The 15,549-nt window shown below is 43.2% G+C and carries 14 protein-coding genes; 5 read left to right on the top strand and 9 right to left on the bottom strand.

From position 1 onward, the window contains the following. Nucleotides 1-22 precede the first annotated feature (22 nt). From AC19MV_RS04220 to AC19MV_RS04195, 6 genes are all read right to left on the bottom strand, one after another. Nucleotides 23-961: a DUF4097 family beta strand repeat-containing protein gene (locus tag AC19MV_RS04220; protein ID WP_498305903.1), complete on the bottom strand. Its 939-nt coding sequence runs from the start codon at nt 959-961 to the stop codon at nt 23-25. After that, entirely contained in the window at nt 958-1,584 is a 627-nt protein-coding gene (locus tag AC19MV_RS04215) for a hypothetical protein (protein WP_498305902.1), read from the bottom strand. The genes AC19MV_RS04220 and AC19MV_RS04215 overlap by 4 nt, the downstream gene beginning before the upstream one ends. Next, nucleotides 1,581-2,135 (bottom strand): RNA polymerase sigma factor, encoded by a 555-nt coding sequence (locus AC19MV_RS04210; RefSeq protein ID WP_498306259.1) that lies wholly within the window; start codon nt 2,133-2,135, stop codon nt 1,581-1,583. Before AC19MV_RS04210 ends, AC19MV_RS04215 begins: the two co-directional genes overlap by 4 nt. A 544-nt stretch (nt 2,136-2,679) precedes the next feature. Further along, nucleotides 2,680-3,339, bottom strand: coding sequence for a ribose-5-phosphate isomerase RpiA (rpiA, locus tag AC19MV_RS04205; protein ID WP_432399133.1), 660 nt, complete (start codon nt 3,337-3,339; stop codon nt 2,680-2,682). Nucleotides 3,340-3,403: 64 nt separating this feature from the next. Then, a complete protein-coding gene (locus AC19MV_RS04200; RefSeq protein WP_432399131.1) occupies nt 3,404-4,216 on the bottom strand; it encodes a mechanosensitive ion channel family protein in 813 nt (270 codons plus the stop codon). 11 nt (nt 4,217-4,227) lie between these two features. Beyond that, nucleotides 4,228-5,631 carry a hypothetical protein gene (locus AC19MV_RS04195; RefSeq protein ID WP_498305901.1) on the bottom strand — a complete coding sequence of 468 codons (1,404 nt, stop codon included), beginning with the start codon at nt 5,629-5,631 and terminating at the stop codon, nt 4,228-4,230. Between the two features lie 289 nt (nt 5,632-5,920). Here AC19MV_RS04195 and pbpG point away from each other — a divergent pair, with 289 nt between their 5' ends. From pbpG to AC19MV_RS04170, 5 genes are all read left to right on the top strand, one after another. Continuing rightward, complete coding sequence (pbpG, locus tag AC19MV_RS04190; RefSeq protein ID WP_432399128.1) at nt 5,921-6,829, top strand: D-alanyl-D-alanine endopeptidase; 909 nt, start codon at nt 5,921-5,923, stop codon at nt 6,827-6,829. Nucleotides 6,830-7,002: 173 nt separating this feature from the next. Continuing rightward, nucleotides 7,003-7,647 (top strand): cupin domain-containing protein, encoded by a 645-nt coding sequence (locus tag AC19MV_RS04185; RefSeq protein WP_498305900.1) that lies wholly within the window; start codon nt 7,003-7,005, stop codon nt 7,645-7,647. Nucleotides 7,648-7,858: 211 nt separating this feature from the next. Further along, entirely contained in the window at nt 7,859-9,157 is a 1,299-nt protein-coding gene (locus tag AC19MV_RS04180) for an MDR family MFS transporter (RefSeq protein WP_498305899.1), read from the top strand. A gap of 203 nt (nt 9,158-9,360) precedes the next feature. After that, the gene (locus AC19MV_RS04175; RefSeq protein WP_498305898.1) at nt 9,361-9,711 is read left to right on the top strand and encodes a HopJ type III effector protein; all 351 of its coding nucleotides are present in this window, start codon (nt 9,361-9,363) and stop codon (nt 9,709-9,711) included. A gap of 182 nt (nt 9,712-9,893) precedes the next feature. Next, on the top strand, nt 9,894-10,370 hold the full coding sequence (locus AC19MV_RS04170; RefSeq protein ID WP_498305897.1) for a hypothetical protein: 477 nt from the start codon (nt 9,894-9,896) through the stop codon (nt 10,368-10,370). Between the two features lie 131 nt (nt 10,371-10,501). On the opposite strand, the gene AC19MV_RS04165 is transcribed toward AC19MV_RS04170, so the two are convergent. Genes AC19MV_RS04165 through AC19MV_RS04155 form a run of 3 tightly spaced genes read right to left on the bottom strand, consistent with a single transcriptional unit; the run spans nt 10,502 to nt 15,179 of the window. Then, nucleotides 10,502-11,776: a cytochrome c gene (locus AC19MV_RS04165; protein ID WP_498305896.1), complete on the bottom strand. Its 1,275-nt coding sequence runs from the start codon at nt 11,774-11,776 to the stop codon at nt 10,502-10,504. Continuing rightward, nucleotides 11,773-12,309 carry a (2Fe-2S)-binding protein gene (locus tag AC19MV_RS04160; RefSeq protein WP_498305895.1) on the bottom strand — a complete coding sequence of 179 codons (537 nt, stop codon included), beginning with the start codon at nt 12,307-12,309 and terminating at the stop codon, nt 11,773-11,775. The genes AC19MV_RS04165 and AC19MV_RS04160 overlap by 4 nt, the downstream gene beginning before the upstream one ends. Then, the gene (locus AC19MV_RS04155) at nt 12,306-15,179 is read right to left on the bottom strand and encodes a xanthine dehydrogenase family protein molybdopterin-binding subunit (protein ID WP_498305894.1); all 2,874 of its coding nucleotides are present in this window, start codon (nt 15,177-15,179) and stop codon (nt 12,306-12,308) included. The genes AC19MV_RS04160 and AC19MV_RS04155 overlap by 4 nt, the downstream gene beginning before the upstream one ends. Nucleotides 15,180-15,549 lie beyond the last annotated feature (370 nt).

The raw sequence follows: 15,549 nt of genomic DNA, 5'->3' as shown, positions 1-15,549 counted from the left end.
AGAACTATTTATTATGTGAGAGCTATTTATGTAGGATGATTCGGCCGCTAATGGTGTTGATATTCACCTGGCCATCACCTGATAACGTGTTAAATTGCAAGGTTTTACTTGGCGAGTATTTCTGCTTTAAGGGAGTATCGTCGGTCAATTGATTATCAATTTTGCCACCTGGGCCGCCATCAATCGTAAAGCTTACATTAGGCTGCTCAGTAAATCGTAAATTCATGTCACCGCTTATGGTTTCTAGTCTAGCGTTTGCCAGTTCAGCACCCAGTATTAATTGGGCATCGCCACTGATTGTGACCATATTTAAAACAGATATCGCCTTTAAGGTCGCACTGATATCACCAGAGACTTGGTCAATCGTAACCTGGGTATAGTCGCTGTCGGTATTGAGCTCACCACTGACTAATCTCAGCTCAGCTTGACCTTGGCTGCCATTATCCTTGATGTCCCCCGATACGGTTTCAAGATTAATTTTGCCGTTTAATTGGTCACTGGTGATGTTACCTGACACCGTTGTTAACTTGGTATCACCGTTTAATTGTCCCGCCAGAATGTTGCCACTGACTAATGCCATTGCAACTTGCCCGCTTAACTTGGCAACGCTAAAATCGGCTGATACGCCTTCGGCGTTAAGGTTAAGTTGTTTGGGTAGATAAATGGTCAGTTGCGAGCCTTGTTTATTACTGCCTTGATAGCTGCGCGGAAGTTTGTCCTCAATCACCACCATATTGCCTTTTACATCGAATATAAACCCTTTGCTTAGCTCGTCTAGTTCGCCTTTAACTTGGATGCTGTTGTTGTCCCAGCTAATAAATTCCACATTGCCACGTTGTACTTTGATACTCACGTTGGGGTTAGCAACGACATCGTGTTGCTGGTCGACCGACTCTGCTGCAATAGATAAGGCGCTTATGGCCATTAATGGCGCTAATAGTGCGTATTTTATGCTGCTCATAGGGTATTTCCTTGTGCTGTACGTGTGTGGGTAAAAGGCAATTTTTGCCCTTGCTGTAATAGAGTGATTTGACGCTGCATTATCCAGCGCCATAGTTGCCAAAGTTGTTGATTAGTCGGCTGTTGTGCCAATGCTGCTTGCACTTGACTTGACGCGCTTTCTAGCTCTGCGAGCGCCTTGGCAATGTCTGCTTGAATATGCTCATTGTTGTCTGCGGATAACTGCCAGCTCACGGTATATTGATTGCGGATAAATCCATTTAATTGGTTTTGATGAGTTTGAGCAACTTGGTTTATCAATTCGATTAAGTGATTATCCACATCAATTGATGCAGATGTGTCTACTGTTGCAGTCGTGATTTTTGCCGTTTGCACCTGTGATAATGTTTGTTCTTGAGGTAGTACAGGTTCGTCGCGCCATTGTGTTAACCATAATAATGAACACACTAGGAATGTAGCGGCTATTGCCCATAACGGGCGAACGACATTTTTATGAAGCGCTTTTTGCGGCGTTAATTTCGACGTTAAGCGCGGCTTAATGCCATCCCATAAGTCTGTCGTTGGCGCAATCTCAGGCGGCAAAGTACCGATTAAATGGTCTAGGTCATGCTTTTTAGCGCTCATGCCAGCATCTCCTGTAGTAAGTGTTTTGCATTGTGGTACTGCGCTTTGCTGGTGCCCACTGCAATGTTCAGTAGTGCTGCTATTTCATTATGTTGATAACCTTCAATCGCGCACAGTACAAACACAATGCGAGTTCGTTGCGGTAACTTAGCGATACATTTGTCGAGTAAATGGTAATCGGTTAATTCAACGCTTGGCATGTCTTTATGTGCAATATCTTCTGCAGGTAAAAATCGTCGCCATAACGATTGTTGCGCCTTTAAATCGTTAATGGCCTGGCGAACACATAACCGATGCAGCCAGGTAGTAAACTGGCTATCGCCTTTAAATTGCCCCAGCTTGTGCCATAAGCGAATAAAACACGCTTGAGTGATGTCATCGGCAAGTGCCTTTTGGCCGCTGAGTCGAAAACAAATCGCGTATACCCGCTGGTGGTGCCGGCGATACAGTTGTTCAAATGCCTGCTGACACCCAGTTGTGGCAATGGCAACAAGTTGATTGTCGTCTAGCTGCGCGAGGTGGTTTATTGGCTGTGAATTAGGCTGATTGATACCGGCATCCTTAATATTCCAAACTGTCCATTATGATTGTGTAGTTATTTGACAGGTGCAAGTCGGTAAAAGGTTTATATGGAGGTAAATTATTTATTCAATGTGGATGTAATACCATTTCCATTAATTATGTGACCAATCAGAGTCACTCAGATTGTTCAGTTTGAGGCGCATTGTTGAAATAATGGTTATTCCCTTCTAAGACAATGCAACAAAGAAATGAACGGTCTGAGTGTCTCCTGCAAGGCGGTTTTCTGTGCCTTCTATGCTGCTTAATAGCATTTTGACGTAGAGCAACTATGTCTTCAATCCTATTACTTGCCTAGAAGGCACAGAATTCCCGCTGAATGACCAGATAATTAATGGAATTGGTATAAAGCTGATGCCAATTTCAGAAATCCTTTGGCACCGTGAACTAATCTTGAGGAAATGGTGATTTAGTTCAGCGTATAGTTAATCCTTATAGCCGTTAAAAAAATGGCCTAGCAAATTTGCGAGGCCATTTTCAGTAATTGCTGAGGCTATTTAAAACCATTAGGGATAATTACAAGGTGACGGTATTGACGCCATCTGGCGTACCCACTAGTAATACGTCTGCACCGCGGTTTGCAAATAGGCCGTTAGTGACGACACCTACAATGGCATTAATCTTAGTTTCCATCACTTTAGGATCTAAAATTTGCATGTTGTAGACGTCTAAAATCACGTTACCGTTGTCGGTCACAACCCCTTGGCGATACACTGGGTCACCGCCAAGTTTGACTAATTCACGTGCCACATAAGAGCGCGCCATTGGAATGACTTCAACAGGCAACGGGAACTCCCCTAAAATGGATACTTGCTTAGTATTATCAACAATACAAATAAACTTTTTCGCGACTGCGGCGACAATTTTTTCGCGAGTTAATGCCGCGCCGCCGCCTTTAATCATGTCCATGCGGTCGTTGATTTCATCTGCGCCGTCAACGTAGACATCTATCATGTCAACACTGTTTAAATCGAATACTTCAATGCCCAATTCAATCAACTTTTTAGTTGAGGCTTCTGAACTTGATACCGCGCCTTCGATGTCATCTTTCATTGTCGCAAGTGCATCAATAAAGTGATTGACTGTAGAGCCCGTGCCAACACCAACTATGGTGTCTTTTTTGACATATTGTAGTGCAGCCCAGCCTGCGGCTTTTTTCATTTCATCTTGTGTCATTATGGTATTCCCAATGCTAAATAATCTGTCGTTACTGTTCTAATTGGCGCGATTATAGCGCAAATTAAGGTGTCGGCGTTTGCTGTTCATCATAAAAATGGGCATTTTTAAACGCACTTAATACCCTGATATTAATGTCGCTCATAAACTTTTTCTCTAGGCGTACGTCCATCACGTAAGCTTTTACTGTAATGGTTTGTAAAAAATCGCCTAAGTCATATTCGTTACCTAAATTGACAATAATGGGCTTATTTAAAAACGTATAAGGTGAGCACTGCGTGGCTTCGCGGGCGAGGGCAATGGCTTTTTTATGGTCGACATGCATAGGCAAGGTAAACTTAACCACGACCATTTCATCTAATGCACCACTGTTGGCATTAGACACTGCTGTTTTTAAGGCTTCTGCATTAGGTATCATGACGGTATTGTCGTCAAATGTGCGCAGCCAGGTCACACTCCATTCAAGCTTTATCACTTCACCATAATGGCCTGACAATGTGACCATATCGCCAACACGATAGGGCGGGTTTATCATAATAATAAACCCTGCAATCATATTTTTTGCCGGCTCTTGTGTCGCTAAACCGATCACAATACTGATAGAACCAACGACGGCAAGAATGAGGTTTTCGTGCGGGTCAATAATGCCAACAATCGAGTAAATAATGACAGACAGCCACACGAATAAACGCACAAACGGGTATGACCTATTCCAAATTAAGCGGTATTTAGGCAGCGCTTTATTTAACTGCTTTAATAAAAACTCGATAGAGATTAACAATAACCACGCGATCAAACACAGCAGTAAAATACTGACTATGCGATCAAATGAAATGATCTCTAAAAATGCTTGTAATGCTTTGCGTGAATCGTCCATGTTCGCCTCGTTTAATGAAACAGCTTATTGTTATTGACCAAGTGGCTGGCGATAATTTTTGATAATGCCGGAGTGATAAAATAAAAGTGTTGAGCAAAATCTCGCTGCGAATATTGTGCAATGATCAGTCCTTGGCGTGCTAAATAAGCCAACTGTAAGCTGCTTTGTTCAATTGTTTGAGCAAAAATGTGTGCATGTTGTGCGACTCGCAATCCACCGTGGACATAAATTTCAGCTAATGAAAACAAGTCACTGTCTTGGCATGATGGCAAAGCGGATGCGTTAATTTTACAGATATCAGTACATTGTTTTGAGTTGTTATCACTGCCTGTACTGCTGTTATGCTTGGTGCTATTGTCAGATTTTTCACTGCCGCTGCTTTGAGCAATATCGGCTTGATGAGTCAACGAATACTGTAACAATAATATGGCGAGTTTCGGGTGACCTTGACTGATAATATGCAATTGCTTTAATTGGTCTTCGTATGGATTGACGGCATCATCATTGTCACTTTTGTTGTGCGTTGCTTCAGATGATTTTTGGCCGCGATGACTTTCTGTGTTGCCGGTTTCTTGGCTTAAATAGTCGTCGCTCATTAGGCCTAAATCGACCAGTTGTTTGGTCTGTATGCTGGCGAGTTCTTTTGCATTGAAATAGTCGAATGTAATGACATGCTTAATAAAGTGAGTAATTTCATATTGAGCATTTAATCGTTGCCAAGCGAACTTTTCACAGCCCAATATCCAGCAATGATGCTTGCGGGTTTCCATTACTATCGTGGCAAAGGTCACTAGCGCCTGCGCATTGCCCATCATTCTTAACATCAACTTGTGCAAATCGTCGATAACAATTAATTGTGCTGGTAGTTTGTTTATCGCAATGATGATGTCCGTAATACTGGTATCCGTCATTGCAGCGGGTGGTTGCATGTCAAAGCAGTAGCATACATTTGCAATCGCGTCGCGGGCACTCAGCGGGGCAGTGTAAAAGCTCATTATTACCCCTTTTTCGGGTAACGGTTTGACTGTAGATGTAGAGGCGTCTTGCTGTTGTGTATTGATGTTTGTTAATAACGAGGGAATTTGGCCTAAAAAGGCTGACAGCCCCGCGCCAGCGGGGGCCACAATAGCGCTTATTTCACCATGATGGTTACGCCATAAATTAATCACGTCTGTGATTTGTTTTATTTGCGATTCGCGAGCAATAAAATCTTCTGCAGTGCAGATGAACGGTGAAGACATATTTTCATTAACGGGTTCTTCACCTGTTCGCGGTTGATATTGGTTTGCGATGGTTTTGAGTGAGATAAGTCCTTTTTGTGCATCATCAGACTCAGTTTTAAGGGTGGCTTTAGGTGCAAAAAAGGTATTGACCCATTGAGTCCAGCGGCTCAAAAAACGCAAGTTAATGTCCATTTACACTCTCTTTTTTACTTTGTTTTTAACGATTTATTTTATCTTAACATGAAGCTAACAAAAGCGGTATTTGACTCACGACTCTTATAAACCTGTTTGCGAAAGAGTCTTAACTTAACCACGCACACCGTCTAAATTGTGCGAATATTAGTCGAGACTAAATTTGAACACTTGATCTACGTTAATTAATGGCTAAAAACCTACTCGAAAGTAGTATTTATCTATTGTCGGACTAAACCTTTATCGTATACTCAGAAAAATAGAGAGTCTAATTTTTCAAGTGAGAGTGATGAAGCTTCGTTTCCTTTTTGCCTGCACCTTATTATGTGCTACTTCGCTAAATAGCGCGGTATCTTTTGCAGCTCAGGCTGTGCAAAACAAACCTCAACAAGAATTAGCATCGGGTAGTGCGATGCTGGTCGATTTAGCCACCAACGAAGTGCTGTATGCCAGCAACCCTCATCAACCTGTTCCAATCGCCTCGGTAACGAAATTAATGGCCGCAATGGTGACATTGGATGCCAAACTCCCACTAGATGAAAAAATATCAGTGAACATTACCGACTCGCCAGTCATGCGCAATATTTATTCGCGGGTACGTTTAGGCAGTGTGGTGACTCGTGAAACTATGCTGTTATTAACGTTGATGTCGTCTGAAAACCGTGCGGCGACATCACTTGCGCACCACTATCCTGGCGGATTTAAGGCGTTTGTGCGTGCCATGAATGATAAAGCAACCGCGTTAGGCATGAGCCAAACCCATTATGTAGAACCTACAGGTTTGTCGCCAGATAACGTATCAAGTGCGAACGATTTGATTTTATTACTTAAAGAAAGTCAAACATACCCGCTGTTAGGCAAACTAAGTTCGACCACTAAAAAGCACGTTAACTTTGAATCGCCGCGCTACGCGTTAGATTTTCAAAATACCAATAAACTGGTGTTTAAAAATAACTGGAATATTGCCTTAACCAAAACCGGTTTTACCAATAAGGCAGGGCACTGCTTGGTGATGTTAACCGAAATGAATAAGCGCAAAGTCGCATTTGTGGTACTGGACTCATTTGGTAAATATACCCATATGGCAGATGCTAACCGATTAAAGAACTGGCTAGAAACGGGGCGGACAACACCCATCCCAGCGTCGGCTAAAGCCTATAAAAAACAACGCCAAGCGATTCAACATAACAGTATTTAATTGTTAAAAGTGACTCTTCATTAAAGCCCATTTATTGACAATGAATGGGCTTTTTTATTGATACGCTTTCGATGTGGGTTTATAAACGAGCAGTAGGTACCAAAAAGTACCTACTTTTTTATCGATAGCGAAAGCCTTACACTATTGTCATTAATAGGTTGTGAGGTATCAATATGTTGAACATGGATTTTAGCCAGCGAGTGGTGATTAATACTGCTGATCTTGAATGGCAAAATAGCCCCGCTGTGGGTGTTGTGCGTAAGCGCCTTGCACGCGAAGAGGCTGAGCGTGGCCATGCAACCAGCATTGTTAAATATGAAGCAGGCGCTAAATTTAACTCACACCCGCATCCCTTAGGTGAAGAGATTTTAGTGCTTGATGGAGTGTTTTCTGACGAAACCGGCGATTATCCGGCTGGCACCTATTTACGCAATCCTGAAGGCTTTGTCCATGCGCCGTTTAGTGTTGAAGGTTGTACGTTGTTGGTTAAGCTGCATCAGTTTCAACCTACAGATTCACAAAAAGTGGCTATTAATACCAATGAAACTCCGTGGTTGCAGGGACAGGGTCAGTTGCAAGTTATGCCGTTACACCAACATGGTACAGAATCGACTGCATTAGTGAAGTGGCCCGCTGGCGCACATTTTCAACCGCATCGTCATTTTGGCGGCGAAGAAATCTATGTCATTAGCGGAGAGTTTATCGATGAGCTGGGGCGTTATCCTGCCGGTACCTGGATCCGCAGCCCGCATTTAAGTCAGCATAATCCGTATGTGGAGCAAGAAACGGTGATTTTGGTCAAAGTAGGGCATCTGTAAGTTCACTCTTTATTATTCTGACATTAGGTTATTTAGTGTCGTTGCCCATGTGCCGAGTTAATGTGCCGAGTCAATGCGCCTAGTCTGGCGCATTTTAATGGTGGCTCAATGTCATTAACTTCGATACGATTAAAGCATTAAGCGGTTTTACAAAACCCAATCAATTTTGCCTGTCATAATCTATTTCAGCGTCACTCTTTAAGGATAAAAAGTGCACAGCGATATCTCTATAGCGCGGTTTAAGCAATTTCCCCGATTAATGTGGATTTTGTTGTTTGGTTCGTTTATCACCCGCGGAAGTTATTTCATGGTGTGGCCATTTTTGGCGGTCATTTTGTATGAAAAATTTGCCTTAAGCGCAACCGAAGTTGGCCTGGTATTGTCTTGTGCTGCATTTATTGCCGTGTTCACTAGCTTTATTGGTAGTGCACTATCAGATCGAATTGGTCGTCAAAAACTCATGTACCTTACCGGCATTTTGTACATTATTTCATTTTCACTCTTGGCCGAAGTTGACTCTGTTTCCGGCTATGCCATTGTGATGACGCTGTGTTCTATTGCCACCTCATTATGGCGACCGCTTACCTCTGCCACCATCGGCGATATTATTGACGACCCACAGACACGTGAGTTAGCAATGCAGTCATTGTACTTTATTGTTAATGTTGGCTGCGCAGTCGGCCCTATGTTAGGTGTATGGTTAGGTTTAACGGGACAACAATCGAGTTTTTACATTACAGCCGCAGCATTTGCGGTATTGATATTGTTGTTATATTGGGGGTTTGCACACCAGGCTACACAAGGTGTTAATGGCACTATTGAGCAAGTGCCAGATGAACTTATTCCTGCCATGGGCGACCCTGTCGCAGCCGTTAAACGTAAACCTGCACATGTGAGTCGCCAACAAGTCGTCGCGATTTTATTGCAAGATAAGCTTTTGCAATGCCTTATTTTTGCCAATATTTTATGCATGTTCATTTATGCTCAAATGGACAGTTCGCTTATCCAATATCTTACCCGTGCTAACGCTCCAGACTTATTGCAGCTCATCTCAGCGATGATTTTTACCAATGCGTTAGTGATTGTGTCGACCCAATTTTTATTACTGCGTTTAATGGCGAGTTACAGTTTAATTCATCGTATTCAGTTTGGGTTAGTGTTGCTGATGGCTTCACAAGTTTGGCTCGCTTATAACCCGATAGATTTATTTTGGGGTTGGATTGGTGCCATTGTGGTTATGAGCCTAGCGGAAACCATTTTATTCCCCACCATGAATGTACATATCGATCGCCTTGCTCCTAAACATTTACGCGGGGCTTATTTTGGGGCGTCGTCATTTTATGAAGTGGGCTTTGCGATTGCACCATTGGGCGGTGGGATCATACTGGATCATCTTGGTGGCTATTGGTTGTTTATCATTGGCGCCATATTGTCGTTGGTGGTGATTTATTTATACAGCATGTTGGAAACGTTACCACGGCCAGATTTTGCCGCAATGAAACGGGAATAATATATTGTGTTTAAGGCCGTGATATTTAATTCGTCAGTTAATTTCCCATTAACAGTATCGCGAATCAAGTGATCTCAACGTTCGCTACATAAGCTTTTGCGAATTTAATAATGTCGGTTTATATATTCAGTTTTTTCACTATAGAAACGGCCGCTATTTTGTTATTGTTTTGCCCATTATGTTGATGAAGTAGGGTAACGTTTATGTCTGTAAAACAAGTGAATGAATTTATAACATCGTTAGATGATCGAGCAGATGATCTGCGTTTTGAAGAGACTATGGCATTGATTGATGCACATTTCGATTTTACCCCAAGCGCGTTTAAAAATGGCGACCAATTAAATGATGCTGAGCAGAATTCTGGTTCTTGTAAGGTGTTTGCTTTCGGGCAAATCCAGCAATTAACCCCGCAGCAAACATTAACATTATTTGGCCAGCACTATCGTGATGTGGTTGCCACGCCAGAAGGCAACGATCATCAAAATATCCGTCAGTTTATGCAACACGGTTGGGATGGGATTTTGTTTTCACAATTGGCATTGAAACAAAAGTAACCATTATACGCGAACATTAATAATCAATAATGTAACCTAGAGTCGACAATCGCGAGGTATAAGACTACCTTTGCACCCATATCAACCGTATCATTAATAGTATTTGGTTTTTTTAACGGTAAGGCTTATTGCTGGTTAATTATTGTAGCCAACGCCTATTGAATCGCAAAGGAATCCATTTTATGAATCGTCACATCATCCCATTGATCATTATCAGCACCTTATTGATGTGCTCTTCAGGTGACAGCTTCGCTAAAGACAACGACTCGCAGGGTAATAGCGGTAAACATAAATCTGATAAACATGGAAAAAAGCATGATAAAAAGCATGAAGAAACTTATCAGACTTATTTTAGTAATGATCGCCAGGTGATTATTATTAATTACTATAATACCACCCGTGATGCTAAGCATTGCCCACCAGGATTAGCCAAAAAGAATAATGGCTGTCAACCACCGGGCAGTGCTAAACAATGGCGAAAAGGTTACTCATTGCCTGCTGATGTTGTTTACTACGATGTACCATCTGCGCTTACTGTTCAGCTAGGTCGTACGCCAGAAGGACAAAAGATTGTCCGTGTGGGTACTGATTTGCTGTTGATTAGCATCGGTACGGGCATGGTGATTGATGCAATACAAGACCTTAACGATGTGTTGTAACGTCGTTGGGTAAACCTTGTTATGGTGTTAGTTTTGCCATTAATCGTTAGCGAAACGAAAAAGCCGACCAAGGGTCGGCTTTTGCTTAAACACAGATTTTACACATCATTCAAAACATATGATTTAAACGCTTAATCATGTTCGAATATCGCTTCTTTTAAATCATTAATTGTATTTATATCGACATCGCCTGGCTGAGTGCTCCAGGTGACACGCAGATAATTGGTTAAGTCTTTAAGTTGTTCATCAGACAACGTCTCGGCATAACCTGGCATGGCATAAAAGCTGGTGGTGGTGTTGTAGTGTTGGCTTTTTATGCCTTTAAGCATGACCGCGACAACATTGTGTGGGCTAGCCTTATCTAATGTGGCGTTCCCCGCCATTGCTGGAGCAACATTAGGTCGACCTTCACCATTTTGACTATGACAACCAGCGCAATAACCCATGTATAGGTTGTATCCGGGTAATTCACGCTGGTGGCCATTAAAGGTCAGCGCTTTAGCTGCAACGGTTTCGTCAGTATCAAGCAGATAACTGCTTACCGCGTGCATGTCAGCATCGGTTAAGTGGCTAAAGCTGTGGTATACCACAGGATACATGCCGCCGAAGACTGTACCTTTGCGAGAATAACCTTCAGTAAACAAAGACTTTAAATCATCATGAGTCCAGTTTTGTCGGTTAAGCTCAGCGGGAGTAATATCTGATGCCTCTAAACCTTCGATAACAGCGCCTTGGAAGTGTTTGTCTTGTTCCATGGCAAATAAGCTATCTCGAGGAGTATGGCATTCACCGCAATGGCCTAGCGCATTGACTAAGTAATTACCTCGGTTCCACGGCTCACTTTTGTCTTCTTTCGGCGTAAACTCTTCAGCATCATGGGCAATTAAGTTCCACGCCTTCAGGCCAAAACGCACGTTAAAAGGAAAAGAGACATCATTATCGAGATTGGCTTGCTTAATGGGTTTAGTACTCATCAAATAAGCATATATCGCTTTGGTATCTTCATCCGTTAGCAGACTGTAAGAGGTGTAGGGCATAGCTGGGTACAAATTACCGTTAACGCCGACGCCATGATGCATAGCATCAAAAAACTCGTCATAACTGTATTTGCCAATTCCGGTGTCTTTATCTGAGGTGATATTGGTTGAATATACCGCCCCAAACGGGGTTTCAAATGGTAGTCCACCGGTTAACTCTCGCCCGCCTACGGCAGTATGGCAGGCCACACAGTCGCCAATCTTCATCAAATAAGCACCACGTTCGATATCGTCATGCTTGTTGCCACTGTCATCCGCCGCGCTACAAGCACTGGCAAACAAACCAAGGCTTAAGCTGAGCAATACATTCAGGCTTAACTTACGTACCATTATCTGGCGGGCTAAATAGTTTCGGTATAATGGCTTCATGACAGGGTTAACCCCTTTGTCTTGAGGATCAAATCTTTCATCCCAGCATAATATTTTACATAACCAGTACAGCGGCAAACATGTTCGCCTAAGGCTTCTTCAATCACGCGTTCTACTTGATCTTTGGCAATAGGTTTACGCTCTAGTCGTTCAATTAATGCGGTCGATTCATTGACAAAACCCGAGGTGCACCAACCACATTGAAACGAGAAATGTTCCAAAAAGGTTTGCTGTACAGGGCTTAGTGCAGTGATTTCGCCTTGAGCGTTTTGCTTAGCATGGCCTTCTACCGTACGGATACGTTTACCATTGAAACGCTCAACACCGTTGATGCAAGTACGAACGACTTCGCTCATGCCTTGTTCGTCATCTACGATGACAGTACAGGCATGACACACCCCAGCACCGCAACCAAACTTAGTGCCAGTGAGGTTTAAATACTCATGCAAAAATTCAATCATCATGGTGCCATCGCCGACGTCAATCGGGCCAATAGCTTGGTTGTTAATAGTTAACTTAATTGACTGGCTCATGCCATGGCCTCCTTGATTTTTTTCGCTGTCATAGGTAATTCGTAAAAACGCACTGCGGTAGCTTGATAAACAGCTTCAACTAGCGCAGAAACTACAGGTATCATGACCACCTCGGCAATGCCGCGGCTCGGATCCGTTTCAGACAACTGCGGTAAAATAGTATGTTGTTGGCTCCAAACCCCAACGTGTCGTGCTAGCGGCACCTTATAGCGGTTGATATTCCAGGTTCCATTACCGGCACCAGCTTCAAATGGGGGTAACTCTTCATGCAGAGCATGGCCAATTCCCATCGCAAGACCGCCTTGTATTTGGCCTTCAACAAACTCATTCACAATCACTTTACCGGCTTCTAACCACGTGTGAGAACTGAGCAAGCTGACTTCGCCATTACCTTCATTTACGGCAATTTCAACTAAGGTTGCACACGGAGCATAGTAAGTCACCATGGCATTATTAAGCTCAGCCTTTGGGTAGCTCATGGCTTGACGATCGATTAAGTGATAGCCGTTTGAGCTCATGCGGGCTTTACGAGCAGCGCTACCATGATACTTATCACCTTCGCCGTATTGCAGCGCTAATGCATCTAGAGCAATGCGCTCTTTGGTGCCGAAAATTTCAAAATCAGCTTCAGCCCAAGCCCAACGGTTAAAGGCATGGCCCATTACGCCAACCACTAAACCTAAATCGTGAGCACGCTTGGCGAGAATGTCGATTGAAAGCGGTGGGAAGCCCATGGCAGTTAGCTTGCCATCAGTCCAACGACCATCACGAGAATCATTGAGATTGGTTGCGCCCATTGGTGTGTTGAAATACAACTCGTTCCAAATCGACACTGCAGCAGGCCAAAGTCCGTGACGATAAATAATATCGGCGGCAATACGAGTGACATGGCTTTGATAATACGCCGACATAGATGCTGATGATGCCATGGCTTTCACGGGTGTCCAGCGTGGGTTGGCGGCCATTTCATCTTGGCGTTGCTGGGAAATAATGTATGGATTATCGGTTTGCACCAATTGCATTGCATCCCAAATATCAATTTCAGCCAGTTTTACTTCGTGGGCAAAATTACCTAATGACTCACTAACCACAACCGCTTGAGACGTTTGCGTGCCAGTCCCCATTTCGATAAAGCCAATTTCTAAGGTTATTTTACCGTCTTTGGCTAATCTAATTGCCGCACTTGGTGCAGCAGCACCAGTACCATAATCTTTGGTCGCCATACCAAAGCCTACGCCGTAACGCATGCCTGGATTTTTAGCTTCATAATTAGCCTTTGCAGCAGCTCGGTTTTGCCATACAGGGGCTTGTTCAGCCATGTCGAGCATTTCACGGTAGCGTAGGGTGCCATTAGGGATAGCACCTTGAGTATTACGCTGTCCTGACTCCATCACGTTAGCCGCGCGTAACTTAAAAGGATCAACATTTAACTCAGCGGCTATCTCGTGGATCATGCCTTCCATAGCGGTCATCGACTGCAATGTACCGTAACCGCGCATTGAGCCCGCATCTGGATTACGCGACGCGTAAGAGGTGGCAATAATATCGTTGCGCGGCGTGTAGTAAATACTTTGCATTGCCGTTGCGCCAACGGAGGTGACTGACGGACTGAAGTTAACGCGGCCACCACCATCAACAGTAATCTGTGAGGTTAACGCTTGAATTTTTAAGGTGGCTTTATCTACCGCTAAACGACTCTTCATAATGAAGGGATGACGCTTAAGACCTGATTGAAATTGCTCAAAGCGGTCGTTAGCTAAACGTACGGGACCGTTAGCATAAATAGTGGCTAGCACGCCATAATACGGGAATATTGAATGATCTTTAGCGCCAAAACCGCCGCCGATATAAGGCGAATGCACCACGAGGTTTTTAACTTTTTCTGCTAATGGACCAGACGACAGCATGTGCACGGCCATCTCTTGAAAATCTTGTGGAGATTGCGAGGTAATAACCGTATGGAACGTTTGGCTACTGGCATCAAACCAGCCATTAAAGGCTTCAGGTTCCATCATCATCGGGTCGATAATTTGAGTGCGATACTCGCGCTCTAATACTTGCCATTGTTGGCTTTCTTTTGCACTTTCAATTTGTTTTTCTATTTCGCCTGCATAAAAAAGACCGCGTTCTGACACAGTACCTTTGGCACTCGGATCGCCAGACCATTCTGGTTGATGGTTCTTAATGTTAGGGAAAAACAATCCATCGTGCAGCGGGCTATAAACATCTTCGCGATCACCATTCTCACCTTCAACCCGAATAAGACGCCAGCTGGCATAAGGGTCTTTAGTGTCAGATACAAAAGGGGTTTTCTCACCATAACGTAGTAGCGCATTATCAAATTGTAATAATGACTTTGCTTGTTTAAACGCATGGAAGTTATCGAATAATAATATGGCTACGGCGTGGCCCAGATAAGCGGCAGTTTGCCCTTCAGGCAACAACATATTGTCGCCGTAAAACTCAGGTAGTTTTACCTTATCGCGGGCAAGATCTGCCGCGGTAATGACTTTATATGGTTTAGCTGAAGCGGGAAGGTGTTCAAGGGAAAATCCTTGATAAATATGCGATGCATCGGCAGCGCGTAAAATAAAGGCGTAACCTTGCTGTTTTGGCCAGCCAGCCATGTCCATTGCACGGTAATCTCGGCCATAGACTTTTTGACCAGTGACTTTAGCGATACCGTCGTTGCGAAATTTAGGTTTAGATTGGCCTTTAGCCTGTGTTTGCCATTGTGCTGCCAGTTCAGGCGAAATGATCGACGCATTAGCGCGACTCATTTCCCACAATAAAGGCGCTGAATATACAGCGACCCCACCAATGACACATTGTTTTATAAAGCTCCGGCGCGACGCATTAGGTATATCCATATCTCACCTCTGTTTTTCATAAGAATAAATCAGACGTCATTATGTTCGTCGCCGTCCGATTTTGGCCTATTGATAGATTGTATTATGTAGATTGCGTTGAATCTAAATTAGCAATCTAAAACGGTAACATATCGATATAACAATGCATATTCTTGATTGTTGTTGGTGTTTTATTGTCGCTAATAATTAAGTATAAAAATGCAACTTATTGATGATTTAATCTCCTAACGAAGTGATTAAATGATTAATCACGTCATAAAACAGTGCCGCATAATAATGAGCTTACACAGATAGGCAATCGTTTTTTTAATCTGTAATGCATAATTTTATTCAGCTTAATCAAGTCTATACCGAAGTGCTTGGTGTTATG

Source organism: Shewanella sp. MF05913, assembly GCF_059758095.1.
This window is presented reverse-complemented; position numbering and strand designations above follow the sequence as displayed.